The organism is Rufibacter radiotolerans (genome assembly GCF_001078055.1).
GTDB classification, from domain to species: Bacteria; Bacteroidota; Bacteroidia; order Cytophagales; family Hymenobacteraceae; genus Nibribacter; species Nibribacter radiotolerans.
Genome location: NZ_CP010777.1, coordinates 374,742 through 401,487, shown reverse-complemented (window position 1 = coordinate 401,487; position 26,746 = coordinate 374,742). Strand labels below are relative to the sequence as shown.

The window sequence follows — 26,746 nt, the reverse complement described above, 5'->3', positions numbered from 1 at the left end:
TTTAATTATTAAATCGTAAAACACTTTAAGTTAATCTTCCCCCGGTCCCCCGCCAAAAATAGCGTTTATTGTGTTAAAAGTCATTTTGCTGTAAACAGTAGCATTTTTATTAATTAAAAGCATATGGAGAAAGTCATTCCCCAAATTCCGCCAGATCAGTAGTAAGAAAGTAATTATTTTTGGCACCCCCACCTAATATAGGCAGAGAATTTCTCCTTCCAGTTGCAACCTGCTTGTTACCATTCAGCAGGCTACAGGCCTATATTTTTTATATGCTCCAGAAAATTCACGGGTAGCGACTATAGACAGACAGAGTATGAAGCGTGGAGACAAGACCTGATTTCTGACTAAAAAGCCTCTAAAACTCTTATAGGAAACCACCATAAGAAAGACTTCTTTCTTATTTCCCTAAAAGTGACCGTGTTCTGATTTGTCCGTCAAAGTACCTTCCTGTTCTTAATAGGTTTCTTTTTTGCCTCTAAGCACAAGAACCAGCTGATTGATCTACAGAATACCTCCAGGTCACCTTTTCTTCATTGTCTTACTCAAGACCATTTGACAAATACTCCTATCAAGCTACAAAGGGCCGCTTAGTGCAGTAAAGGCAGCTTTTGGTTTGAGGCGGAAACAGTAATTGCCACCAGGGCAGGGGTGATCATTAGGAAACAAATTCTCTGGCAATTCGCCCGGTGAAAGCAATAGCTCTTTAGCGCCGGGTCCTTTGCCACTCTTCCTACTTTAATTCATCTCTCCTGCACCCTGGTAACACTTCGGTTTAGAATTCCCTTATGGCTATTGGGGAAAGGGAATGCTAGGATTTATTCTTCTATCAAATATTGCAAGGTTATGGAACACTTAATACACAAGCGGCCCCCTTCTTTCTCTGGCAGGCATTTAATCACTATCACCCTTTTATTTCTTCTTACGCTTTACTTTCTGGAGAACACTGGAAAACAGGAACCCGCCTGGTTCATTCTGGCCAACCTGGCCTTTTTAGGCATACTGGCAGACCAGTGCCTTGATCTTTATAAGTCCTATACCGGCAGAATCATTAATTCTAAAACCCAGAGGAAAAAAATCAGGTACTCCATTCTCATTGCCCTAACCCTGCTCACTTATTCATTGTTTGCCTTTGCCGTTCCCATCATTAACTCAGCGGTGGCGTTCTCTATCAGCCTGGTGATCGCGTCTGTTTTCAATAACCTCATTTTCCTGAATTTGAACGGCTCTACGGGAGGAACCGCCTGGCCGCGGGAGGATACTTCTTTTACCAGGAGCTTCAACTTTACTCCTTCTACTCCAGACCCTGCCCCAGACGGCAAAGAGGACCCTCAGCCAAAGGACAGCCCTACCCTGGGCCAACCAGTTAAGAAAGGCAATAAAAAATACACCCTCATAGCTGGCGTTGGAGCTATCGCCAAAAATATAGAGGAGCATTACTACGAGGACCATGACCCGGATTACCAGATCAAGGGCTTCGTACAATGCAAGAAGGAAGAATGCCAGGTAAAGAACGAGAAGGTGGTGGGTAACCTGAAAGGCATGAAGGAATACCTGCGCGATAACCCGGTAGATGAGATCGTGATTGCCTTGCCCGTTAAGCCCTCTAAGAAGATGAAAAGCATTCTGGAGGCCGCCGATTACCACGGCATCAGGGTGAAGTACATTCCAGACTATGAGAGTGTCTTCGGGAAGAACTATAAGATCAAGCGCCACGGCAATATGGATGTGCTGCACGTGCGCCAGCTGCCCCTGGATGAGACCTTTGCCTTTCTCCTGAAAAACTCCTTTGATAAGATCTTCGCCACCTTTGCACTCCTTCTCTTATCACCGGTTTTCCTAACCATTGCCCTGTTGATCAAACTAGACTCCCCGGGTCCGGTGTTTTATTGCCCCATAAGAATAGGCAAATCTGGCGCCCCGTTTAAGGTCTTTAAATTCAGGAGTATGCGCGAAAATGATTCAGCGGCGGGCGGCACTCTCTCAACCCAAGTAGATGACTGCAGAATAACCCCTATAGGCAAGGTGTTACGCAAGTACAGCCTGGATGAACTCCCTCAGTTTATTAATGTCTTGATTGGCAACATGAGCGTGGTAGGGCCCAGACCGCACCGCACGTTCCTGAACCAGCAATTCCAGGAAACCGAGGACAAGTACATGGTAAGGCACTATTTCAAACCAGGTATTACCGGTTGGGCCCAGGTAAACGGCTGGCGTGGCCCCACAGACACAAAAGAACAAAAAACGCAGCGTACCGCCCATGATCTATGGTATGTAGAGAACTGGTCGCTGTGGCTTGATATCAAGATTATCTACCTTACTATTTTCAGTAGGAAAGTACACACCACTGCCTTTTAACATTAGGTTAAAATTGCTTTAGCTAAGAGCCCGGAATAGCACCCCAGCCCCCCGTTTACGCATATGATTGGTATTCTTTTTCCAGAATCCGGTTTTATGTCTGCTATGCTTCACCAGCCATATTTGTTCTTAATCGCTTACCAACATGAAAAAATTTACGCTATTACTAATATGCACATGGTTTACCTCCTTTAATCTAGTAGCTCAGTTTGCTACTGTCACAAAACTTGAGTCTTTTCCAATCACCACAAGCACCTCTGAAGAATCTCAGTCAAAAGTCTGGTCTCATGCCGGCAAATACTGGGCGGTACTCACAGACAGTGAGGGAACCTTCATCTGGCGCTTGGACGGCTCTACCTGGACTAAGAACCTGAAGATTTCTGTAGGGGAATACGCCAGGGCAGATTGCAAAGTCAACAACAAGTATGTCCATATCCTTCTTTTTAGGGGTGACAACGCCACCTACCTGGTATCTGCGGAGTATAATCCGGTGGCCCAGTCTTACTTTTTATGGGAAAAAACCCCAGATAAGGTAGCCATTGCCTTGGATGCTGGTACCAATGTGGCCACTTTGGATATTGACAGCAAGGGCCGCATGTGGGTGGCCTACATTGCCGCTGGCGCAACAAAGGTAAAATGGAGTGACTCTCCCTACGCCACCTGGAGTTCCGCCATCACGTTAGGCACTGGGGGCAAGAAGGATGAGAAGTGCTCTATCCTCACTATACCGGCCTTAAAAAAGGTAGCCGTTCTCTGGTCTAATCAAACCACCCAACGCTTTGGCTTAAAAACCCATTCAGACGGGGCAGACCCAAACACCTGGTCTGATTTGGAAATACCCGCCTCACAATCTGCGGTGAATATTGGCATGGGCATGGCTGATGACCATCTGGATATGGTAGCCGATAAAGACGGCACCCTGTACTGCGCAGCAAAGACCAGTTATGATACTCCAGGGCATCCCAAGCTTGCGCTTCTGGTGAGGCGGCCAAAAGGCTCCTGGGACAATCTCTATGAAGTGTCTCCAAATGGCACCAGACCCATTGTTATCTTAAATGAAGAGTTAGGGAAGCTCAAGGTCATTTATACCTCTAATGAAGGCGGAGGAACCCTCTTGTACCGGGAGGCTATTACGTCAAAACTTGAGTTCAGCCAACCATACACTTTACTTGAGGGGCAGCATAATTATATTACCACCAGCAAAACGAATTATTCCAGTGAAGTGCTTCTGCTCGCTACAAATATAGCCTCCCTCAATCTGCAGGCCGTTTCTTTTTTAGCTTCAGACGCACCTTTACAGCGTGAATTGTCCATTCAAGCTTCGCCCAATCCCTTTCTGATAAAAGCTACCGTAAGTTTTGTGCTTGAAAAAGGGGGAGATTATACCATCAGTTTATATGACTGTAAAGGAGTGATCATGGGCGCCCCTAAAGTAGGGAATGCAGAGCCCGGAAAAGTAAACACGGTGGAAATGGACGGTTCCCTTCTCTCGGCAGGGCTGTATTTGGTGAGGCTTCGCACTAAAGATGAGGGAGCTACCGTGCGGTTACTTCATGAATGGTGATCTTCCTTGGGCAAATCACTGGGGAATTTGATTCTCTAATAATTTGCCTGAAACCAGAAAAGGCGTTTTGAGCCTGTTTTCCAGAAAACAGGCTCAAAACGCCTTCTTGCTTACCTTAGCCCACCTAAGCAACCTGTTACTGGCTATTTACTTTTTTCGTTTCCTGGGGCCATGTCTACGTACGTGGCTTTTTCATTGCCTACTCTAATATTATCCAGGTAAATAACCCTTCTGGTCACGGTAGATTTGTCAGTCTTGAAGGCAGCTTTGTACAGGCCTATTTTCCACTTAGGCATAGCCGCGCTGTTATACATATTACCTCCCTTTTGGCTTACTACCTTAGTACCGTTGTGCCACACCTCTACCAAACCGTCTGGTCCATAGGAATGGATAAAATGGAACACAAACTCATGCCAGGTATCTTTGGTTACCGGCCCCAGGTCTATTTTCTTTCTGGACTCTTCTGTAACGCCCGTTGACACCTGCTCAGCATTAAACCCAGTATCCAGCACAAACCGGTCTTTATTTACCCGCAAGGAGGTAGCAGGGCTGGCAGCCTTTTCCCCCAGGTGATAATCTGGCCGTTGGTGCCATTGACAAATGACCTCCCGCTCAGTATCCTTTACAAAGCCGTCTGCCGGAAAATACGCCGCGAAGGAATACCACCTATGCTTGTTGGTCACTGCCCCTACCACCGTTATCTCAGATCTTTTACCATTCTGCACCAAAGGCTGGTCTTTTCTGATCTCAAAGCGTGCTGCCCGTTTTCCCCTAAAAACTGGTTTTGAAACGTAGTTAAGGGCGTAATCCCAATCGCCGGTTTCAATGCCGTGGGCGGTGGAGAAGGGTTTTCCATTTTCAAAAGTCTCCTCGAACAACAACTTGGAACTTGCTATGGAGGGGCTCTGAGTGCCATTTATATCTGCAATCTGGGTATTACCCATTATATTCTGGTTACCCAACCAGGCTCCCAGGCAGCCAATCAGAAGTAAGAAGCAAAGATTCCGCATAGGACTAAAGGAATAATACTCTATTAATATACTTATTTCTTATAAGAATGATTACCTGCCAAACCAAAAAATAAAAGAGTAAGGGTAATACACCTTTTAGCGGCAGTTTCTCTTCAGGGGAAAGATGGCATATCCAGTTCATTCACACATACCAGGGTATAAAAAAAGGAGCCGCTAATGTTAGCGGCTCCTTTTTTCATACCGGTCACCCGGATTAGCTTTGACTTAACAACCTCTTCTATGATTTCAGCAATCCAATCTCACATCTTGAGATTCCAGAGCTTATTGAGATTCATTGAAAGTAGCAAGGGGCAGTTAGGCCGTAAGACAACTTTTACTATTTAGCAATGTTGAATTTAACAGTGTAAGCTGGTCCTGTGGCAGCACCTACTTTGTCTTTGTTTCCGGCGAAAGGAGTGGCAGTTAGCGTATAGGATCCCACTACTCCAGACCAGTTATAGTAATCACCGTTTCTGTCATCACCAAACAAGGCATAAGGTACCACATCATCTAATCTAGACTTAGTTGCGGCGCCTGTCAGGTCGAATTTCACAACGCCAACTGTACCTGGGTTAGTGTTAGCCCGGATGTTGAATTTGGATGTACCCACAGCACTCATGCTAATGGTAGCTCCCTCAGTTATGGTCATGATATCCTTATCTGTAGTAGCGTTCACAAGGGTGTAGCTTACCACTTGCTGCGTTCCGCTGGTAGTGGTAGTAGTTCCAGTGGTAGTAGTTCCAGTGGTAGTAGTTCCTGTGGTTGTTCCAGTAGTAGTACCTGTGGTTGTACCGGTAGTAGCATCTGTAGTAGGCTCAGTTGTAGCGGTAGTACCTGCACTTGAACCGGCTCTCATTTCTTCCAAAGTGGCTTTTTCATTACCTACCCGGATGTTATCATAATAGAGAACTCTCTTGGTTACATCAGAAGTACCGTATTTGAAGGCCGACTTGTAGATACCAACTTTCCACTTAGGAAGCACATCATTATACATGTTACCACCAGTGATGGTTTTCACTTTAGCACCATTCAACCAAACTTCTATCAGGCCGTCTGAACCAGTAGAGTGGATGAAGTGGAAAACGAAATCAGTCCACTTGCCTTTAGGAACAGCACCCAGGTCATGTTCTACAATATTGCCACTAGTAGTACCTGCCTCTAGGATGATACGGTCTCTTTGGATACGGATAGAAGTAGAAGGGCTTCCGTCCTGGTACCATTGGTTGATGGCTTCACGGGCATCATCATACTCATAATCAGTAGGGAAAAAAGCCGCAAAAGAATACCAGGTGTTCTTTCCAATATCACCTTCAGAACCTTTTACAATCACTACCTCAGCTCTCTTGCCATCCTTGATAAGGGGCTGATCTTCCCGAATTTCAAAACGGGCTGCTTTCGTGCCTTGATAAACTGGGCTAGACACATATTGAAGGGCGTAATCCCAATCTCCTACTTCCATAGAATGGGCAGTAGAAAAAGGATTTGAACCTTCAAATGTCTCCTCAAATATTAAATTAGAACTGGTTAATGAACTAGCATTTTCTGAATTTACATTCATTTCATCTAGTTCATTTTTCTCACATGAAAAGAAAATTGCTCCCATAAAAATGGGTAGTAATGCGCGATTGATTTTAAATTTCATCTGTTTGTAAAAAGTTTTGTAACTGTTTGTAAATGAATCTCGTAGTACAAACTTAGAAACAAATTTTTTACGAAAAGTGAAACCATTCAAAACTTCATACGTAGTTCTTGAAATTGTCTATTTTTACCCCTATTTTGTTTGTTTTACAATAATTTTTAATACTTAAGTACCAAACTTTTTTGTGGATAACCATTTTTAAGCCTAAAAACCCGCTTTAAAGTTTAATTTCCCACATTTTCTCCTCTCCCTTCTATCCAATTTGCATACTTGGCAAAAAAACCTCTTATTACATACAATAAGACAAGTGTTAATACCCTATATATTGTTTTAACATTTCACAGTAATTAACCTCTATTTATTGCCTATTTTCTTAATTAAATCCGTATTTATCAGATAATTTAAAACAATAAATTTAGTGGCCACCTCGTTTCGTGTGCCTGAAGTATGGACATAGGGCAATGCCTCATCCAAAGTCACCAAATTTCTCAGGCAGGCCGGTTCTGTCTTTGGCTTCCAACCACTTCTGGCTCCCTATTCATGAGCCGTTCAATATTCTTGCTATCTGATGATGGTTGGCAAGCCCAGCTATTTAATTTAAAGGAGTGAAGCCAGAAGCTTGCGCAAACCTGCTGGGAGAGCTAAAGGAGAAGACAATAACAAGTAGCTCTGTCAACTCAAGTATTAATCCTCAGAAAACAACTAAGTACAAACCCCTTCCCCGTTGCTTCATACCGAGCCTTTCCCAGAAGTTATTCCTAGTGTGTATCAGTAGTTATTCTAATAGTTGAAAATTTCACTACTGAATAGGCTCTTTAAGTACCTATTTTCCATTATTTTATAATTATTTTCTCAATATTTATCACCTAACAGATAATCAGCCCGTATACTTTTTTGTTAGTTCTGCCTGTCGTCCCCCATCTATTTATCTGGTTTTAAGGATATTCCTTCAAAACCAGGTTTACTTTATACCATTTCATCCTGAATTATATACCACTTAGTATAGGAGCCAGATTATGTACCTGCAAAAGAGTATCGTCTACCATCCGCCAAGTACATAGCCCACCAGGGCTCAACTAAATATGCACACCCCAGACGCCTAGGCTTCTAAAGCAGGCTCGTGGGCAGTGTAGTCAATCCCAACTAATTACTTCCAACCATCCTTCCCTCCTGTAGAGAAGCCTTCCTGTAATATCCTCCAACAAATAATGCGCTTCCATTGAAAAGTATTCTCCATCATGAAAAAGCTTACTCTTTTCTCAGTAATTACGCTTCTCCTCTCCTTCCCATTAGCGGCCCAAACCACACTTGTCTCCTTTGGCTCCACTTGGCGGTACCTTGATAATGGTTCCAACCAGGGTACGGCCTGGCAAGCCACCTCTTTTGATGATTCCGGTTGGAAGTCAGGGGCTGGGGAATTAGGCTATGGTGATGGCGATGAGGCTACGGTGGTGAGTTACGGAGGCAACTCAAGCAACAAATACATTACCACCTATTTTAGGAAAGCCATCTCTATTACAGACGCCTCCCTCAACACCTCCTACTCAGGGAACCTGAAGCGGGATGACGGGGCTGTGGTTTATGTGAACGGCGTGGAGGTGTTCAGGTCCACGATGCCCACCGGGCCCGTTTCCTATACTACCTTGGCCTCAAGTAGCGGGGAGGCCACCGTTCCCTTTACCATTAATGCCTCTTCCTTTGCCAGCGGCACCAATGTCATAGCCGTAGAGGTTCACCAAAAATCTGCCAGCAGCTCAGATTTATCCTTTGACCTGGAACTTAAAGCTTCCGGAGGAGCCCAGCCGGGAGATGTGACCGCTCCCACGGTCTCTGGCATAAACCGGCAAAACCCCAGTGAAAGCACTACCAGCGCCACCCAACTAACGTTTAGGGCAACTTTTTCTGAGAAAGTACAGGGCGTTAGCGCAGATGACTTTACCTTAACCGCCACCGGGAGCGCAGTTGGGTCAATTGGCAGCGTAACCGCCGTTAATGCGGATAATATAGCCTATGACGTGCAGGTAACCGGCGTGTCCGGTGAGGGTTCCCTTCGTCTGGACCTAAAGGCTTCCGGCACCGGCATCCAGGACATGGCCGGCAATGCCATTAGTGGCGGCTACACCGCAGGCCAGACCTACACTATCCAAAAATCCACTACCCAACCTAGCCCAGCCGGCGTAACTTCCTTGAGTTCGGTTTCCATTACCAAAAACACGGCAGAGAAGCCCCAGTCTAAAACCTGGACCCACGCCGGGAAACACTGGGCCGTACTCTCTTCAGGCGACGGTACCTACCTGTTCCGTCTGGATGGCACTACCTGGACCAAACTGCTGCGGGTCAATTCCTCCTCTTCCCGCGCTGATTGTAAAAAGGTGGGTGATGTAACCCATATCCTGTTGTTTAGGGGCAGCAGTACTTCTTACCTGGTAAACATTGAGTACGTGTCTTCCTCTGGTACCTACCAATTTTGGAAAACCCAACCTAACCGGGTAGCGCTTTCCCTGAACTCTAGTGCTGAAACCGCCACTCTTGACGTAGACGGCAACGGCCGCATGTGGATTGCCAGTGATAGCCCCTCAGCGGCGGAAGTCCGCTGGAGCGATTCGCCTTACAAGAGTTGGAGCAGCCCCATCACCGTTGCTTCTGGCCTTACCAGTGATGACATCTGCGCCGTGACCGCCATGCCCGGTAAAATTGGGGTACTATGGTCTAACCAAAGCACTAAGCGGTTTGGGTTCAGGACCCACGCCAATGGCACAGACCCCGGCACCTGGACCGCAGATGAATCTCCGGCCTCCCAATCAGCGCTTAGCAAGGGGGCAGGCTTCGCCGATGACCACCTGAACATGAAAGTGGCCTCAGACGGGACCTTGTACTGCGCCGCGAAAACCGGCTATGACACCCCCGGCTATGCCAAAGTGATCTTGCTGGTACGCCGCCCAGCCGGCACCTGGGACAATGCCTATACCGTTACTACGGAGGGCACCAATGGCGGTACCCGCGGGATAGTCACGCTCAATGAGGCCGCCGGCAAGCTTAGGGTGCTGTATACTTCTGTAGAAAACGGCGGTGACATTCTTTATAAAGAGTCCTCTACTTCCAATATTTCCTTCGGGTCTGCCAATACCTTAATTCAAGGCGATTACAACAACGTGACCGGTGCCAAAGACCCATATAACCCAGAAACGGTGGTACTGGCCTCTAACACTGAGAAGGCTGTAGGCTGGTTGTTTTCTGACGGAGGTACTACCGCCACTGCCGTGGCAGCCAGTTATACCGCCCCCGTTTCTACGCAGCTTTCCGCTTCTACCAATCCTTTCACCCAGAGCAATACCCTCACGTTCACCCTTCCACAGGGCGGGGAATATTCAGTGGCTCTTTATGACAGGAACGGTTTGCAGGTGGGGCTTTTGAAGGAAGGAGTAGCGCAGGCCGGGGAAGTGACCACCACCACTATTGACGGATCTAGCCTGCAGGAAGGCCTCTACATTGTCCGGTTAATGACCGCTACTGGCGAGAAAAAGACCCTTAAACTGGTGCGCACGCGGTAATCCAAACTTACCTGATAGGTTAATTTTGCTGACTTGAAGAAGCATGTCTGTTTTGGGCCTCTTTTCTTAAAAACAGGCCCAAAACAGACATGCTTCTTCAATAGCCTTCCAACCTGAAGGTTATGGAATCATGGGAAATCTATTACCTAAGAACTACTCCTCTGGGGCGCCACATACCTCTTCTCGAAAAATTCACTCTATCTATTTTGGGGCCGTTTTTCAAAAAACAGCCTCAAAACGCACTTCTTACTCCTTCAGCATTTGTTGAAAAATAATTCCACATTCTACAAACTAAATATATTCAAATATGTATATTAAAGATAAATATTGTTATAAATTTTTAGTTAAAATTTGGTTTAATACATAATTAATAGTAATTTAAGTTAATAAAAATAATTAAGCTAGCTCCACCGGATGCTTTTACAGCGTTGGCCCTTTACAGGATCCTTAGCTGGTTAAAAGCAGGAAATATTTTTCTGATTGGTTTATTTCACGCACCCCAGTGAAGTAAACGCACTACAGTTCTGGCCTCTTCTTTCCCAAAAGAACTCTCAGCCTCCTTTCTCCACGCGCAGAAGTATAGGTTATGCATGCTAAATTTACTTTCCTATTCGCTCTGGCTACGCTGTTGGCCATTCAGGTAGTCGGGCAGACAACCCTGGTCTCTTTAGGCTCTGCCTGGAAATATCTGGACAACGGGTCTAACCAGGGCACCGTTTGGCGTAGTCAGTTACCTGCCCCAGAAGGCACCTTTGATGAATCCGGCTGGAAAACGGGGGTAGGTAAATTTGGCTACGGAATTGAGGATGCCGCTACACTGATAAACTCAGGCCCCGCCGCCAATAAATACATCACCACGTACTTCCGCAAAACCATTTCCGTGGCAGACCCTTCTGCGCTGGGCACCATAACCGCCAACGTAAAGCGCGACGATGGCCTGGTGGTGTATGTGAACGGCATAGAGGTACTGCGCAATAACATGCCCACCGGCCCCATTGCCTACAACACGGTGGCTACAAAAGACGCCAGTGACAACGGCTCCAAAATACAAACCTTCACGTTCAAGGGCTCCGCTTTTGTGCCGGGCGTTAACCTGGTAGCGATAGAGGTACACCAACGGAAAATCAATACCCCAGACATGGCCTTTGACCTGGAGTTAGTCTCCCAGGACAGAACCCCCCCAACGGTAGTGGGTATTGACCGGCAAAGCCCTTCCACAGACATTACGGCAGACACACAACTTACCTTCAGGACTACCTTCTCAGAAAAGGTGAAAGGCGTGGATCTGGCAGACTTCTCCCTCAGCGCCACCGGGTCTGCTATGGGCACCATTTCCTCCGTAACCCCTGTTAACGGAGATAATATTGCCTATGACGTGACCGTGACCGGGGTAGCTGGTGACGGCACCCTTCGCCTGGATCTAAAGGCTTCCGGCACGGGCATCAAAGATTTAGCGGGCAACTCCCTTACAGGCGGCTATACCAGTGGCCAGACTTATACTATTAACCAGCCCGTCACTTCCCAACCCGGCTTTGCGACCGTCACTAGCCTTACCCCACTGCCTATTACCACCAGTACGGCAGACAAGCCCCAGGCAAAAACGTGGGCGCATGCCGGCAAGTATTGGACCGTCTTACCAGACAGCACCGGCATTTACCTGTGGCGCCTGGACGGCACCTCCTGGACCCGCCAACTCAAAGTCTCTGCCGGCACCTCTGCCCGCGCTGACTGCAAGAAGGTAGGTGACCTTACCCACATACTGCTGTTTAGGGGCAACAACACCTCTTATCTGGTGAACCTCCAGTACGTACCCGCCACGGGCACTTACCAGCTGTGGCAGACGCAGCCCGCCCGGGTATCACTTACGTTTGAACAAGGAACAGAAACCGCCACCCTGGACGTGGACGGCAATGGCCGCATGTGGATTGCCTCGGACAGTTCCAGCGCGGTGCTGGTGCGCTGGAGCGATTTGCCGTACACCACCTGGAGCAAGCCCATTGCCCTTGCCTCCGGTATACAGGACGATGATATCTGCGCCGTGATTGCCATGCCCGGCAAGATAGGGGTTCTCTGGTCTAACCAGAATACCAGACGGTTTGGGTTCAGGACCCACGCCAACGGCACAGACCCTGGCACCTGGACTGATGATGAATTACCGGCCTCTCAATCGGCCCTCAATATAGGCACCGGCTTTGCCGATGACCATCTGAACATGAAGGTAGCCTCAGACGGGACCCTGTACTGCGCGGTGAAAACCAGTTATGAGACGTTAGGCTACCCCAAACTCGCCTTACTGGTGCGCCGCCCTACCGGCGTCTGGGACAACGCCTATGAAGTGACCAATGACGGGGGCACCCGGCCCTGTGTTATTTTGAATGAGACCACTGGCAAGCTGAAGATTATTTACTCCTCGCTGGAGAGCGGTGGTGATATTCTTTACAAAGAGTCTCCTATCACCAATATTACCTTTGGCGGGGCTTTTACGCTTATTAAAGGCCTTTACAACTACGTTTCCAGCAGCAAGGAAAACTATAACCCAGAGACGGTGATCATGGCCACCAACGTCACGTCATCCACCAGTCTGAAGGCTGTGGGCTGGCTGGTCTCTGACGGGGCTACCACTGCCCAGGCCGCTTCCAGCAGTCTGGCCGTTACCGGGCTGAAGGCGGGGCCGGCAAAAGGAGAAGCTTTTCTTACTGCCTCCCAGAACCCTTTTTCTTCAAGCACAACCACCCGCTTCTCCTTACCGGGGGGCGGAGACTATACCTTGGCGCTATACAATGAGATGGGCAAAAAATTACGGGTCCTTAAACAGGGAACCGCGCCCCCAGGAGACCTAATCACAGCCGAGGTGGACGGGAGCCAGCTCACCCGGGGGCTGTATTTTGTGAGGCTTGAGACAACGGCCGCCTATGCTAAGGCAGTAAGGCTCCTGCTTTTAAAATAGCCCGATAGACACCTTTAAAAAATAAAGCAGGATAGCAGCAGCTAAACCTAATAAAACCATTAAATAAAGCTTAATCCTTAACGTCATTTACCTAACCATAAGAAGGATATGAATCTCAGCCTAAAGAATATTTTGTTAAATATTTTCTTTACATTTTTATCCTTACTTGTTTTTACAGCCTGCGTAAATAGTAGGAAGGTGGTCTACTTTAATGACGTGGAAGACTCCGTCATTCCAACAGAAGTCAAAGCAATAGAACCCTTAATTCAGAAAAACGACCTGCTTAGTATTTCTGTCAGTAGCCTTAACCCAGAAGCCAGTAAGATCTTCAACAGCCCCAATGAAAGCGATGCACAATCTGTGAACATGGCGGCTGGGCGAAGCACTAGTGTTTCGGGGTATTTAGTGAACTCAGACGGCTATATCCAGTTCCCTATTTTGGGCAATATTAAAGCTGCGGGCCTTACCAAAAAGCAACTGAGAGATGAGATCTCCAAAAACCTGGTGAACCGGAAACTGTTACTTGACCCTATCATTAACATAAGGTACCTAAACTACAAAGTAACCGTGCTAGGCGAAGTAGCACACCCCACGGTGGTAAACGCGCCTAGTGAGAAAATTACCCTATTAGAGGCTCTAGGCCTTGCCGGAGACCTCACTATCTATGCAAAGAGGCACAATGTGATGGTGATCAGGGAAGAAGAGGGGAAGAAGATAGTGAAGAGGATCAACCTGAATTCAAAAGACTTTTTCACCTCTCCTTACTACTACCTGCAATCAAATGACATTGTCTATGTAGAACCAGACAAAGCGAAAGTTGCTTCGGCTAACCCGGCCAGACAATGGCTGCCTTTAGTCTTTAGCGGACTTACCGTAGTGATAGTAGCAATGGACCGTTTATTGAATTAATTCACATTAATACAGGTACTTATGACTAGTACTACACCTACCACCCCAGACGATAATTTACACGCTTCCTTTGCGTATAAATTTGTTCCTTTCTGGCCCTTGTTTGCTGTGTTGATCAGCCTCTCCTTGGCAGGGGCCTGGGTTTACCTGAACTATATTGCAGTTCCGCTATATGAGACATCAGCCACCATTATCATCAAAGATGAAAAGAAGGGGGTAGATGAATCCAGAATGACCCAATCCATTGATGCTTTCACCTCTAACAACATTGTAGAGAACGAGATCAAGGTCATTCAATCAAGGGCCTTAATGCAGCAAGTGGTTGATAAACTGCACCTCTATGTTCCGGTGTTTGAAGAGGAGAAATTCAGGGAAATCCCGGCGTACGCCACCTCCCCTATCCAAATAGAGTTAAGGTATCCTGAGGAAGCGCAGGAAAGGGAGAAGATCCATTTCACTTACTTGGCCTCCCAGAACAAGGTAAAAATAAACACCAAAAAATATCCCCTGGACACGTGGGTCAAAACCCCTTATGGGGTAATGAAGTTCACCAGAAACGCCCACCAGACTGCTTCCACTGAAAACACCCTGTTCTTCTCCATTGTAGCCCCCAAACGGGCCATAGATGAGATAAGCCGTAACCTGAACATACAGGCAGAAAACAAACTGTCTACCGCCGTCAATTTCTCCCTGAAAGACCCGTCTCCGGAGAGAGGGGAAGCCATTCTCAATAACCTTATTGAGGCGTACAACCAGGTGGCCATTATCAAGCGAAACAAGCTGGCGGCCAATACCCTTGACTTTGTAGAGAAAAGGATCAAGATGGTAGGCAAAGAACTGGCCGAGCTGGAGAACAAGGTGGTGCGGTACAAATCCACGCAAAGGGTGGTGAACCTGAGTGAACAGGGAAGAGTATTCCTCAACAACGTGGGCGAGAATGACCGCAGCATTGCCGAGATCAACCAACAATTGGCGGTTCTGGACAAGGTACAGCGGTATATTGTGCTCAAAGGCAACTCAGATGGCATTGTCCCTTCCACGTTAGGCATTAATGATCCTGTACTGTCGCAGCTTTTAAACAAGCTGTATGAGTCTGAAATGATGTACCAGCGCCTGAAGAAGACCACCGCAGAGAACAACCCTATTCTGGTATCGGTGGTAGACGAAATTGAGAAACTACGGCCCAGCATCTTAGAGAACATCCAGAACCAGCGGGTTGCCTTGCAAGCCAGCCGAGCCAACCTGTCCAGCACCAGCAGCCAGTACAACGCCGTTTTACAGACCATTCCTAAAAAGGAAAGGGAATTGCTTGAGATAAGCCGCCAACTAGAAACCAAAAACAACGCCTATAACTTCCTTTTGCAGAAAAGGGAGGAAACCGTTCTGTCTTATGCCCCTACCGCCGAAGACACCAGAATAGTTGATATGGCCCAATCTTCCATGGGCCCGGTAAGCCCCAGACCCCTGTACCTGTACCTGATTGCAGCCATGATGGCCTGCGTGTTTGGGGTGGCTCTGGTATCTGGCAGTGAGTTGCTCAAAGGCAAACTGTTGTTCAGGTCAGAGATTGAGAAACACACCAATGCCCCTATTGTGGCAGAACTGGCCTTTGTCAAAAACAATGAGCCTGGCCCCTTCAAGGCGCCTACAGAAGCCTTCACTATTGAGCAGTTCAGGCAATTGCGGGCCTCCCTGGGTCTTTACGGCCGCACGTTCACCAAGAAGAAAATCATGGTCACTTCCAACATACCAGGAGAAGGCAAGACCTTTGTGAGCACCAACCTGGCGTACAGTCTGGCCACTTCCGGCAAGAAGGTAGTACTAATGGACTTTGACCTGATGAAAGCCGCTACCACTTCCCGGTTTGATATGGAGCACCAACACGGCCTTATTGAATTCCTGAAGGGAGAAGCCACTCCGCAGAGCATTATCCACCACACTGACTTTGACAACCTGTTTGTGGTACCCGCGGGCATTGAGATTGGCGACCACACTGAGCTGCTGCTGAATGGCCAATTGGAAAGCCTGTTTGCCTACGTTGAGATGGAGTTTGACTATATAATTGTGGACACTCCTCCCATAGATATTGTCACAGGCGCCTCCCTGCTGGCAGAGTACTGCAACATTACGCTTCTGGTCATGCGGCATTCCTATACCCCAAAAAGGATCTTGCAAGGCCTGGCCATGAGCAACAAAATAAAACTGCTGAACAACGTTGCCATTGTATTCAATGGCGTGAAGCCAAGAGGCTTGTTTGACAAGCATTATGGCTACGGCTATGGCTACGGGCATGAATACAACTATGGTGAGAAAGCCTACCAGGCTTATAAGACCAGAGCAAAAGCATAAATACAACGCACTTGCCTAAGGGCATAAATAGTACTCTACCCGCCTTCTAGGTGCCTTTACACTTAGAAAAATGATTTCCTCTTCCTTCTGCACCCGGTTACTGGCTGTGACTGAGGCAAGCGAAGCTCTGTGTTTAAAGATCCCTCAATTGCCCTAAGGGTCCATGGCTATGCATGAGAAATGGTACGCGGTTTATACCAAGCCACGCTGGGAAAAGAAAGTGGCTGCCTCCTTCACAGAAAGGCTGATCACCAATTACTGTCCTTTAAACAGGGTCACCAGGCAGTGGAGTGACAGAAAGAAAACAGTTTTAGAACCGCTGTTCACCTCCTATGTCTTTGTGCGGGTCCCCGAAAAGCAACTCTATGACCTGAAAAAAACCAATGGGGTGCTTAGCCTGGTTAACTGGCTGGGCAAACCGGCTGTCATTAGAGAAGAAGAAATTGACACCATACGTGAGTTTCTTACCTGCCACAGCAATGTCTTTGTAGCCGGCACAGAAATTTCGCTCTACAACACGGTTAGAGTAAACGAAGGATCGCTCACAGATAAGGAAGGCACCGTTATCGCCATTAAAAACAAGACCCTGAAAGTAGCCCTTCCTTCTCTCGGCTTCACCATGTACGCCGAAGTACCAAAGGCCAGTGTGGAAGTGTTGCAGTACGCTGCCGCTGATTTTTGATATTCCAAAGAGGGTTTCCGGGTTTAAAAATACAGGATTAGACAACACCCATTTATTAGTTACCAAGTCATCAACCGTCTGGAAAAAAGCCTTTAACCGGCTACGTCTTTCTGTGACGTTTTAAGTGTCTACCTCCGTCTGCTTCTTTCAACTTGCTGCAAAAGGCAATTAAAGAAGAGTGATTTCTGCTACACAATCATCATCAAAGGCAATTCCCCCTTTCGTCATCAGCACCTAACCCAAAGACAGATATGAAGGTTTTAGTTACAGGCACGGCCGGATTCGTTGGCTTTCATTTAGCGAAGCAATTGCTTTTAAGAGGCGATGAGGTAGTAGGGATTGACAACATCAATGATTACTATGACCCCAGGCTCAAGTTTGCCAGGTTAGCGGAAAGTGGCATTGCCGAGGAGTCAGTGGCCTGGCACACGGAGGTTCAAAGTTTGAAGTACCCGGGGTACCGCTTTATCCGGATGAACCTGGAAGACAAGCATGAACTGTTATCGCTCTGCAATAAAGAGGAGTTTGACGTGATTGTGCATTTAGCGGCGCAGGCCGGTGTGCGGTATTCCATTACCAACCCAGATGCCTATGCCCAGTCTAACCTGGTCAGTTTCTTGAATGTGCTAGAGGCGGCCAGGCATAATAGAATCAAGCATCTGGTCTACGCCAGCTCCTCCAGTGTCTATGGGCTGAATGAAACCATGCCTTTCTCTGTAAAGCATGCGGTAGACCACCCCGTCTCCCTATATGCCGCCAGCAAAAAGGCCAATGAACTCATGGCCCACACCTATAGCCACCTCTATAGAATACCTACCTCGGGGCTTCGCTTCTTTACCATCTATGGCCCCTGGGGAAGACCAGATATGGCGTACTTTCTCTTCGCAGACTCCATTCTCAATGGCAAGCCCATTCAGGTATTCAACTATGGCAAGATGAAAAGAGATTTCACCTACATAGATGACATTGTGGAAGGCATTATCAATGTCATGGACAAGCCCGCAGAGCCGCTTGCCACCTGGGATGCCAACAAGCCAGATCCTTCCCGGTCTACGGCGCCTTACTGTATCTACAACATAGGTAATAACAAACCCATTGAGCTCATGACCTTTATCAAGGAGTTGGAGAGCTGTATGGAGAAAAAGGCTATTGTAGAGATGAAAGACATTGAGGCGGGGGATGTCATTTCCACCTGGGCCAATGTAGATGACCTGATCAATAACTTTAACTACAAACCCAACACCACTATTCAGTACGGCCTAAGGAAATTCACCGAGTGGTTCAAGGGGTTCTACCCCGTTGAAAAAGTAACCAAGTTACATGCAGAGGAAGTGCCGCATTAACCACTCTTTGACTGCTTTTCAGGAAGTGTGTTCGTTCTGAGACCGGCGGATAGAGATTCTTTTAAATGCTTACAATTGCCTTACCATTTCATTACCCCAATGTCTGATCTTTTACAACAAGCGCCTACTTTACCCATTGAGAGTGCCCCCCTTTCCAAAGACAAGAAACTGACGGAGCGTACTTTTTCCGGCTTCCTGTTTCTTATTACCGGCAGCGGAATTCAGGTGACTCTTAAAGTGGGCGTGCTGGCAGTATTGGCCAGGTTGGTAAGCCCCCTGGAGTTTGGGTTGGTAGGGGTTGCCGTGATAGTGGTGGATTTCTCAAAAATGTTCACCCAGATGGGGGTAGGGCCCGCTATTGTGCAACGGCAGGAACTAGAAAACAGGCACCTGACCACCGGCTTTACCATGTCATTGGGCATGGGTCTCCTGTTTGCAGTAGGGCTCCTACTATCAGCTCCTTTGGTTGCATCTTTTTTTAAGATGGAAGGGTTGACTCCAATTTTAAGAGCCATTTCCTGCATCTTTTTGATAGACTCTTTTACCCTGATCGGGCATGCTCTCATGCAACGGGAGATGAGGTTCAAAACCCTTGCCGCCATTGAAGTTTCCTCCTATGCCCTTGGGTTTGGCATTGCCGGGATTTTCCTGGCCTACATAGGTTGGGGCGTCTGGGCCTTAGTGGCGGCGCACCTTTTACAGGCTGTTTTGAATGTTATCTTTTTGGTCATTGCCCAACCGTTTCCTAAGAAGCCAGGCTTTGAAAAGAACGCCTTCATGGAGTTACTTTCTTTTGGCGGCGGCATGACCATGGCCAGGATTGGCAACTTCTTAGCTACCCAGGGAGACAATCTGATTGTGGGCCGTATGCTGGGGGCCGCCGCCCTGGGTATTTACGGACGCGCCTACCAGTTTATGGTTATGCCGGCTGGGCTTTTTGGTAACGCCCTGGACAAATCCCTTTTCCCGGCCATGGCCAAGGTGCAGGATGACAAACAGCGGTTAGGCAGAGCGTACCTCACGGGAGTAAGTCTTATTGCACTTGTCTCTATTCCGTTGAGCATTGAGTTTGTGCTCCTGGCCCCCGAGATAGTCTTAACCCTTTTAGGCCCTAAGTGGACTGATGTCATTCTCCCTTTCCAGGTGTTGGCTTGTAGCCTGCTTTTCAGGATGAGCTATAAAATGAGTGATTCCCTGGCTAGGGCCACAGGGGCTGTCTATAAAAGGGCCTGGCGCCAGGTGCTCTACGCGGCCACGGTGGGTATTGGCTCTTATATAGGCCAATTCTGGGGCCTTTCAGGGGTAGCCTGGGGAGTGGCATTGGCCTTAGTGCTGAACTTCCTACTGATGGCCCACCTAAGTATTAAGCTTACAGGCATTGGGTGGGCAGAAATGGCCAAAGTACACATGCATGGGATCATTCTTGGCCTTATCACCGGAACCGCCAGTTACTTCCTGGTCACAACGCTTCGGTCTTTAACTGATTCCCACTTACTCACGCTTTTCTTGAACGCCTTGGTCATCATGCTGCTGGCGGCTGGTTTGATTAAGTTTTTCCCCACCTTAATTATAAGTGATGATCTTAAAAGCTTATTCGGGAAACTAATTACCAATAGGTTCAAAAAGTAAACGTCCCCAGAGATAAAAACACAGTACCATGGAAACTCTAATTGATAAGTCCCCTGCCCCCGAGATTGCAGAACCTCTTCACAAGCTTAGCATTATAGAAGCCCTTCTTTCTGCTTTTCATGAACAGAACATTTTGTATTGCCACTGGAAAAGCAATGAGAACCTGAGTGCTTCTATGCTAGGTGACACAGACCTGGACATTCTCTTTGATACCAGCCAAAAAGACAAGGTATTGTTTCTGCTTAAGGAGCTTGACTTCAGGAAATTTTCTTCTTTGGACCAAAAACAGTATAAAGACATTGAAGACTACATAGGCTTTGATTCACCTTCCGGAAAGGTAGTGCATGTGCATGCCCATTTCAGGCTCACCATGGGCGAAAATTATCTCAAAGGCTACCAACTTACCTTTGAAGACCAAATCCTGCAGACGCGGGTCTTTAATAGCTTTCATGGCATCTACCATTCACACCCTGCCTTTGAGTTAATCCTGCTTTACTTCAGAGAGGCGCTTAAACTAAGAACCAGAGACCTTTTCCTGATATACCTTTTCAACAAAACCAGTTATACCGGCAGGCTTTTACAGGAGTACAAATGGTTGAAGGCTAATGCCACCCAAGCGCAGGTAGTAGCCATGCTGCAAGGCATTGTCTCCAACTATTACCCCATTCTCAACCTGATTCTACACGGCACTAACAGAAAGGACCTGTTTCAGCTTTCGCGCCTGGTAAGGGCAGAATTCAGGAACAACAAATTGTATTCACCGGTTAGCGCCTTGTTTTCCCGTTGGTACAGAGAGGTAATGGTCAGGACCCTAGGAAAGCTTCCCAAGCTTTTAGACCGGCCCATGGTCTCCAGAAGAATAAACCCGCGCGGTGGCCTTACTGTCGCTTTCCTAGGCGCAGACGGCTCGGGCAAGTCCACGGTGACGGCTAACCTACGCAAGACTTTTCAGCAGAAACTAGATGTCTACAGCATTTACTTTGGCAGAGGAGATGGCACTGCCTCCTGGGCCAGAACTGTTTTATCTAAGCTAAAAAAGGCGGTAGTTCCTGCCCGAAAAAAAACGGGCAAGGTTCAAAAAACCGATCCAGCCGGTTTACAAAAAGAAGGGTTCCTGGCGAATTTATACAGGTGCGTTGAAGCCCTGCTGGTGGCCCAGGAAAAGAAAACCAACCTGCGCAGAATGCAGGAGGCGAAACAAATGGGCATGCTGGTTATCTGTGACAGGTTTCCCCAAAACCAGATCAAAGGCTTTAATGACGGACCGCTTTTGCACCACCTGGTTACGTCTGGCAATCTGCTTTTCAGGGCTATGGCCAGATATGAGGCCAACCTCTACGCTTCCGTTAAGAGCCACTCCCCAGATCTCATCTTTAAGTTGATTGCCGATGCCCAGGTGGTGGAAGCCAGAAAACCGGGAGATGTATCACTGCCAAAATTAGAAGCAAAAATAGCCGGTATCAAAGAGCTACGGTTTGGCAAAAATAGCCAGGTGATCACTATTGATGCGGCTCAACCTTTAAGCCAGGTGCTCACAACCGTCAAACAAGAAATTTGGAAGGCATATGCCTAAATCAGATACATGCCCAATGGACTCTATAACCGAAATTACTTCAGGAATTAAACCTACCAGCATCCACTCTTCTTTTGTGCCCCTAAGTCACCCTGCTACCATAGTGGAACTGGCAGGTCCGCCGGGGGCTGGAAAAACAACTGTCTGCAGACATCTTTCTGGTCTTCTTAAGGAAAAAGATCTGCAGGTACTAACACTGCAGGACGTGAAGGACCATATTCAATCTCTTTCCCTATACCGTAAGCTGCTCCTGTTTACCACTACGCTTTTCTCAACAGGCCACCTTTTATTTTCTTACTCTTTATCGTTGGTCGCTCAGCGGATTTTCAGCGCCTCCTCTATTTACCGATATGTAAGACTCTCTATTTTTAACACTGCCTTACAGCAGATCATAGCTTCTAAAGCAATTGACATTGTATTGCTGGAACAATGGATCATTCAGGAACTGTGGTCTGCCACCATATTTAATCACAATTCTTACCAGCACTTTGCTACCACGCCCCGTCCGTTCTATTTCAAGGTCAACTATGTTTTCTACTTAGACATTGACCCAGAAACGGCAAGTGAGAGAATCCAGAACAGAAGCACCAACTTAAGCAGGTTTGATAGAATGCCGGCAGACCAACGGTTAAAAGAATTACACAGATGTAATGACTATCTGTTCCAGATTTACAAGAATTCAGGGTGTAAAAACAAATTCATTATTTCTACCCAGCACTCCCCTGCTTTAACCGCAGAACACATTATGCAGCACCTGGGTCTGGTTTAATAACATGATGTAGGAACTATGATCTTATTTGCCCTAGCCGCCATATTGATCTTTCTGGCTTTCTATAATTTCAAAGCAGCTGTCTTTTCACTGCCCCTCTTCTTCGTGTTCTTTGACATGTTTGACGGGTTTTACAAAGACGACAAGATATTTGCGGCCCTCCGTTATTTCATACCCCTGGCATTACTGCTGCTATATATCATCCGGCATAATGCTTTAAAGAACTATGACTTTGTACTGGTTGCCCTAATTGCGTATCTGGGAGTCTTATGGATTATCAATAGCGGGGACTCCCTTGCCTCCACCAGAAACCTGCTGGCCATAGTCATTACCTTACTCATGATCCCCTTAGGTAAACACTTTGCCCAAACCACTGATTTTCTGAAAGGGTTTGAGAAGTATAACCGGGTCTTGTTGATGACATTACCGGCTTATGTGGTATATGCCAATATTTTTAAAATTGGGGAGTCTTACACTGAGGCTTTCTCTACGGGTTATCTGATAACCTCCAGAATTTACATCATCCCAATTGTGGTGTTCCTAGCCATTCACTACTTCCTTACAAACAAAGACAAAACCCTGTTAGTCAAAATAAATGATGCAGTGTTTATGATTATAAATGTCTGTATTCTATTGATTAACACCAGAAGAACTGCCTTGGGCATGCTGTTTGGGGCCTTGTTTGTGTATGCCCTGCTCAACCGAAGGCTCATCTTTAAAATGGTGGGGCTCACTGTATTCATGGTTGCGGCCCTTATTTTTTCTTACCCCTTATATGAAGCCAGATTAACCGCTCAACTGGAAAAGCGGGACCGAATTCAGAACCTGGACACCTATGAAGAAGAAGGAAGGGTTCTGGAAACGCTTTACATCATGGACTACCATGAAAAAACCGGCAGCTTGCTGGAAGTTTTGTTTGGGGTGAAATTCTTTGACACCGATGAGTTTGGCACCAGGTACTTTGGCCGTGACCGCCCGATCCATAGTGACCTCAACATGATTTTCTTCAGCACTGGACTGTTTGGGTTTTTCCTGTTCGCTTACTGCGTTGTTCATTACTTTTTCATGGGAAACCATAGAATAGAAAAACAGGCTAAGGTGGTGTATTACCCGCTTCTTATCATGTTTCTACTAGTGTTACTGCCGGGGCGCTTTATTGGCACCTTAACCTTTGCTCCGCTTTTAATGCTGCTTTTGGCTAGTATAAAGTTTGGCATACAATCTTCACCGGTACCTGAACCGGCAGAAGAGATTCCTTTGCCTAGAGAACATAATTTCTTTAGGGTGACCCCTCCTCCCATAAAAGAATTGCTGCCGAAGCCTTAAAATCTAACACCTTTTGAGTTCCCTTTTTCTTACCACTATATGCACTGGTTATGAGAGTCCTTTTTGTTTGCAGCGGTAATAGTAGAACCTTTGACATTGTTCCCTTCATCAAAGAACAGGGTGAATCTCTCCGTAAGGTTGGTGCCCAGGTAGATTATTTCCCGGTTGTGGGCAAAGGGATCATGGGTTATCTAAAAGCTGGGCTAAGGCTCCGCAAGTTTTTAAAGAACAACTCCTATGACCTTATCCATGCCCACTTTACACTTTCTGGTTGGTCTGCGGTCATTGGTGCCGGCAAAACACCCGTGGTCCTGTCCTTAATGGGGTCTGACGCCTATGGGGAGTATATTGGGGTTAACAAAATTCAACTGAGCAGTTGGTTAAACATTTTCCTGACCTATCTTATTCAGCCCTTTGTTACGGCTATCATTTCCAAATCTGCCAATATAGACCAGCACGTCTACTTAAAGCACAAATCCCATATTATTCCTAACGGAGTAAACCTTAAAAAATTCAGCCCCTCCCCGCAAGATTACCGGGAGGAACTTGCGCTGGATAACAGCAAACAACAGGTCCTCTTTCTAGGCAACAAAACCAACATCAGAAAGAACTTCCCATTAGCCAAAAAGGCCCTGGACCTGCTAAACCTGCCTGAGGTAGAACTTATCAATCCATTCCCGGTTGCGCATGATGCCATACCCAAATACCTGAATTCGGTTCATGTGCTGGTGGTACCCTCTCTCATGGAAGGGTCCCCCAACGTGGTAAAAGAAGCCATGGCTTGCAACTGCCCTATTGTGGCTACAGACATGGGCGATGTGAAATGGGTGATGGGCGAAACGGCAGGATGCTACGTCTCTTCTTTTGAGCCAGCAGATGTAGCTGACAAAATACGCCAGGCCCTGGAATTCTCAGAAAACATGAACCGCACTAAAGGGGAAGAACGCCTGAAAGAATTGGGCTTAGACTCAGAAACTATTGCCCAACGAGTGAAAGCAGTTTATGAAGAGGCACTTTCCAGATCTGTGTCTGCCATCTATCAGCCATCAGTGCAATTAGACCACGAGTTAAGTTGAAAAGCAATGTAGAATAACCTCTAATGTAAGATAATATGGAAAAGCTATTTGGTTATAACCTTTACCTCAAAGACAGAAGCACGCTTATTCAGGAGCTCAAAACCAGGATTTCTGAGAATAAGGTATCTACTATTGTCTCTTTGAATACCCTTAAGCTATACCAGGGCTCCAGAGACTCTAACCTTGAAAAGATATTCCAGTCTGGCACGCATACCATACCAGATGGCCAATCCATCGTGTTTGCTGAATATCTGGTGCACGGACACAAAATCTCCTCTATCTCTGGTGCAGAGCTTATGGTGGAGCTAATCAAAGAGTCAAGCTTATCTGGGTATAAAATTTTCTTCCTGGGCTCTCCTCAAGAACTGCTGGACAGAGTGCACCTGAAGATTGCACAGGACTACCCTCAGTTGTTAGATAAGGTGGCCTACCAAAATGGCTACTATAATGTAGAGCAAGAAGAAGCCAATGTTGTTTCCAGAATTGCCTCTTTTGCCCCTGACTTCTTATTTGTAGCCTTTGGCTCCCCCAGAAAGGAAGAGTTTATCATCAAATACCATAACCAGCTTAATGCCAATGTAATTATGGGTGTTGGGGGTAGCTATGAATATTTTGTAGGAGACGTCAAACTGGACTCCCTTACCAAAAGATTGGGCTTACGGTGGCTGGTTAGAACGATTCAGGACCCTCAAAGGCTTGCCAAACGCTACGCCATTTGCAACTCTTACTTTTTACTCGCCCTTTTTAAGGAAATGTTCAAGAGCAAAAAGAACCAGGAAGCATACGCTTAAACCATTTTACATCATGTTTTGCCAATTACATAACTCCCTATGGTATGAAAATTACAATTGTTGCTGGAGCACGGCCAAATTTTATGAAGATCGCCCCTATTATTAAGGCCATAGAGAATGCGATTAGCGCCGGGCATAAGGTAAGCTATAGGCTTGTACATACGGGCCAGCATTATGATAAAAAGATGTCTGGTAATTTTTTTGAAGAACTGGGCATTCCTGAGCCCCATGCCAACCTGGAAGCAGGTGGAGGTTCTCAGGCTGAGCAGACGGCCTCTATCATGACGCGCTTTGAAAAGGAACTTGAGAGCAACAAACCAGATGTAGTAGTGGTGGTGGGTGATGTTACCTCTACTATGGCCTGCGCCATTACGGCTAAAAAACTCTGTGTAGATGTAGCCCACGTGGAAGGCGGAATCCGCTCCGGAGACATGACCATGCCTGAAGAAATAAACAGGATAGTCACGGACAGCATCACAGATCATTTTTTCACAACCTCAGAGGTGGCCAACCAAAACCTTAGGGCCAACGGTGTTTCTCCTGACAAAATCCATTTTGTGGGGAATACTATGATTGATACACTGCTCTCCAATATGGATAGGCTTAAAGATCCGGAGATTTGCGTGAATGGGGAAAGGCTAAAAGAGAAATCCTACTTTACGCTTACCCTGCACAGACCCGCCAACGTGGACGAGGAAGGCCAACTTAAGACCATGATGGAAGCGATTATTGACGGCACCAATGACTTCCCGGTTATATTCCCAGTGCACCCCAGAACAGCAAAAATACTGGAGGGCTTACACATAGAGCATGAGCGTCTTTGCCTGGTAGAGCCCTTGTCTTATCTGGAATTCAATCACCTAGTTAAGAATTCAAAAGGAGTAATAACAGATTCTGGCGGCATCACAGAGGAGACAACTGTTATGGGAGTACCCTGCCTAACCTTAAGAAACAACACCGAAAGGCCGGAAACCATAACCCTAGGAACCAATGAACTGGTGGGCACAGACCCCACTAACCTGAAGCCTTATCTAGATAAGCTATTAAAAGGCGATTGGAAAAAAGGGGGTATTGTACCCCTCTGGGATGGCAAAGCTGCTGACCGCATTGTAGAGAAGCTTCTGAAAATTTACAACATAGTGCCCAGCCCCACCGTGCCTATATTAGAACCTATTCCGTCTGCCTAAACCCTTTCCGCTCCACCTACCCTTCTAAAAGAAGGAGCATTCC

Annotated in this window: 17 protein-coding genes; 15 read left to right on the top strand and 2 right to left on the bottom strand. The window is 46.8% G+C overall.

Translation table 11 applies throughout. The features are described 5' to 3' along the window. Positions 1 to 846: 846 nt before the first annotated feature. Both TH63_RS19745 and TH63_RS01690 read left to right on the top strand, forming a co-directional pair. A complete protein-coding gene (locus TH63_RS19745) occupies positions 847 to 2,358 on the top strand; it encodes an exopolysaccharide biosynthesis polyprenyl glycosylphosphotransferase (RefSeq protein ID WP_053093718.1) in 1,512 nt (503 codons plus the stop codon). A gap of 145 nt (positions 2,359 to 2,503) precedes the next feature. After that, positions 2,504 to 3,922: a T9SS type A sorting domain-containing protein gene (locus TH63_RS01690; RefSeq protein ID WP_156180297.1), complete on the top strand. Its 1,419-nt coding sequence runs from the start codon at positions 2,504 to 2,506 to the stop codon at positions 3,920 to 3,922. Positions 3,923 to 4,065: 143 nt separating this feature from the next. Here TH63_RS01690 and TH63_RS01685 read toward each other — a convergent pair whose 3' ends face one another. Both TH63_RS01685 and TH63_RS01680 read right to left on the bottom strand, forming a co-directional pair. Further along, positions 4,066 to 4,866 (bottom strand): polysaccharide lyase, encoded by an 801-nt coding sequence (locus tag TH63_RS01685; protein WP_197088617.1) that lies wholly within the window; start codon positions 4,864 to 4,866, stop codon positions 4,066 to 4,068. Between the two features lie 403 nt (positions 4,867 to 5,269). Further along, positions 5,270 to 6,391: a polysaccharide lyase gene (locus TH63_RS01680; protein WP_048919401.1), complete on the bottom strand. Its 1,122-nt coding sequence runs from the start codon at positions 6,389 to 6,391 to the stop codon at positions 5,270 to 5,272. A 1,418-nt stretch (positions 6,392 to 7,809) separates the two neighbouring features. Here TH63_RS01680 and TH63_RS01675 point away from each other — a divergent pair. From TH63_RS01675 to wecB, 13 genes are all read left to right on the top strand, one after another. Continuing rightward, positions 7,810 to 10,122 carry a T9SS type A sorting domain-containing protein gene (locus TH63_RS01675; RefSeq protein ID WP_048919400.1) on the top strand — a complete coding sequence of 771 codons (2,313 nt, stop codon included), beginning with the start codon at positions 7,810 to 7,812 and terminating at the stop codon, positions 10,120 to 10,122. Between the two features lie 586 nt (positions 10,123 to 10,708). Then, positions 10,709 to 13,069, top strand: coding sequence for an Ig-like domain-containing protein (locus TH63_RS20050; protein ID WP_048919399.1), 2,361 nt, complete (start codon positions 10,709 to 10,711; stop codon positions 13,067 to 13,069). Positions 13,070 to 13,267: 198 nt separating this feature from the next. Then, a complete protein-coding gene (locus TH63_RS01665; protein WP_231583529.1) occupies positions 13,268 to 13,978 on the top strand; it encodes a polysaccharide biosynthesis/export family protein in 711 nt (236 codons plus the stop codon). Positions 13,979 to 13,999: 21 nt separating this feature from the next. Beyond that, positions 14,000 to 16,327 carry a GumC family protein gene (locus TH63_RS01660; protein ID WP_048919397.1) on the top strand — a complete coding sequence of 776 codons (2,328 nt, stop codon included), beginning with the start codon at positions 14,000 to 14,002 and terminating at the stop codon, positions 16,325 to 16,327. 169 nt (positions 16,328 to 16,496) lie between these two features. Then, on the top strand, positions 16,497 to 17,009 hold the full coding sequence (locus TH63_RS01655) for a UpxY family transcription antiterminator (RefSeq protein ID WP_197088616.1): 513 nt from the start codon (positions 16,497 to 16,499) through the stop codon (positions 17,007 to 17,009). Between the two features lie 251 nt (positions 17,010 to 17,260). After that, positions 17,261 to 18,352, top strand: coding sequence for an NAD-dependent epimerase (locus TH63_RS01650; RefSeq protein WP_048919395.1), 1,092 nt, complete (start codon positions 17,261 to 17,263; stop codon positions 18,350 to 18,352). Positions 18,353 to 18,451: 99 nt separating this feature from the next. Next, complete coding sequence (locus TH63_RS01645) at positions 18,452 to 19,981, top strand: lipopolysaccharide biosynthesis protein (protein ID WP_082161519.1); 1,530 nt, start codon at positions 18,452 to 18,454, stop codon at positions 19,979 to 19,981. A 28-nt stretch (positions 19,982 to 20,009) separates the two neighbouring features. After that, the gene (locus tag TH63_RS01640) at positions 20,010 to 21,554 is read left to right on the top strand and encodes a hypothetical protein (RefSeq protein WP_156180295.1); all 1,545 of its coding nucleotides are present in this window, start codon (positions 20,010 to 20,012) and stop codon (positions 21,552 to 21,554) included. Positions 21,555 to 21,570: 16 nt separating this feature from the next. Next, on the top strand, positions 21,571 to 22,323 hold the full coding sequence (locus TH63_RS01635; protein ID WP_048919393.1) for an AAA family ATPase: 753 nt from the start codon (positions 21,571 to 21,573) through the stop codon (positions 22,321 to 22,323). A gap of 18 nt (positions 22,324 to 22,341) precedes the next feature. Next, positions 22,342 to 23,649: a hypothetical protein gene (locus TH63_RS01630; protein ID WP_048919392.1), complete on the top strand. Its 1,308-nt coding sequence runs from the start codon at positions 22,342 to 22,344 to the stop codon at positions 23,647 to 23,649. Positions 23,650 to 23,699: 50 nt separating this feature from the next. After that, positions 23,700 to 24,725 (top strand): glycosyltransferase, encoded by a 1,026-nt coding sequence (locus TH63_RS01625; RefSeq protein ID WP_048919391.1) that lies wholly within the window; start codon positions 23,700 to 23,702, stop codon positions 24,723 to 24,725. 35 nt (positions 24,726 to 24,760) lie between these two features. After that, entirely contained in the window at positions 24,761 to 25,516 is a 756-nt protein-coding gene (locus tag TH63_RS01620) for a WecB/TagA/CpsF family glycosyltransferase (protein ID WP_048919390.1), read from the top strand. A 44-nt stretch (positions 25,517 to 25,560) separates the two neighbouring features. Beyond that, positions 25,561 to 26,703 (top strand): non-hydrolyzing UDP-N-acetylglucosamine 2-epimerase, encoded by a 1,143-nt coding sequence (gene wecB, locus TH63_RS01615; RefSeq protein ID WP_048919389.1) that lies wholly within the window; start codon positions 25,561 to 25,563, stop codon positions 26,701 to 26,703. Positions 26,704 to 26,746 lie beyond the last annotated feature (43 nt).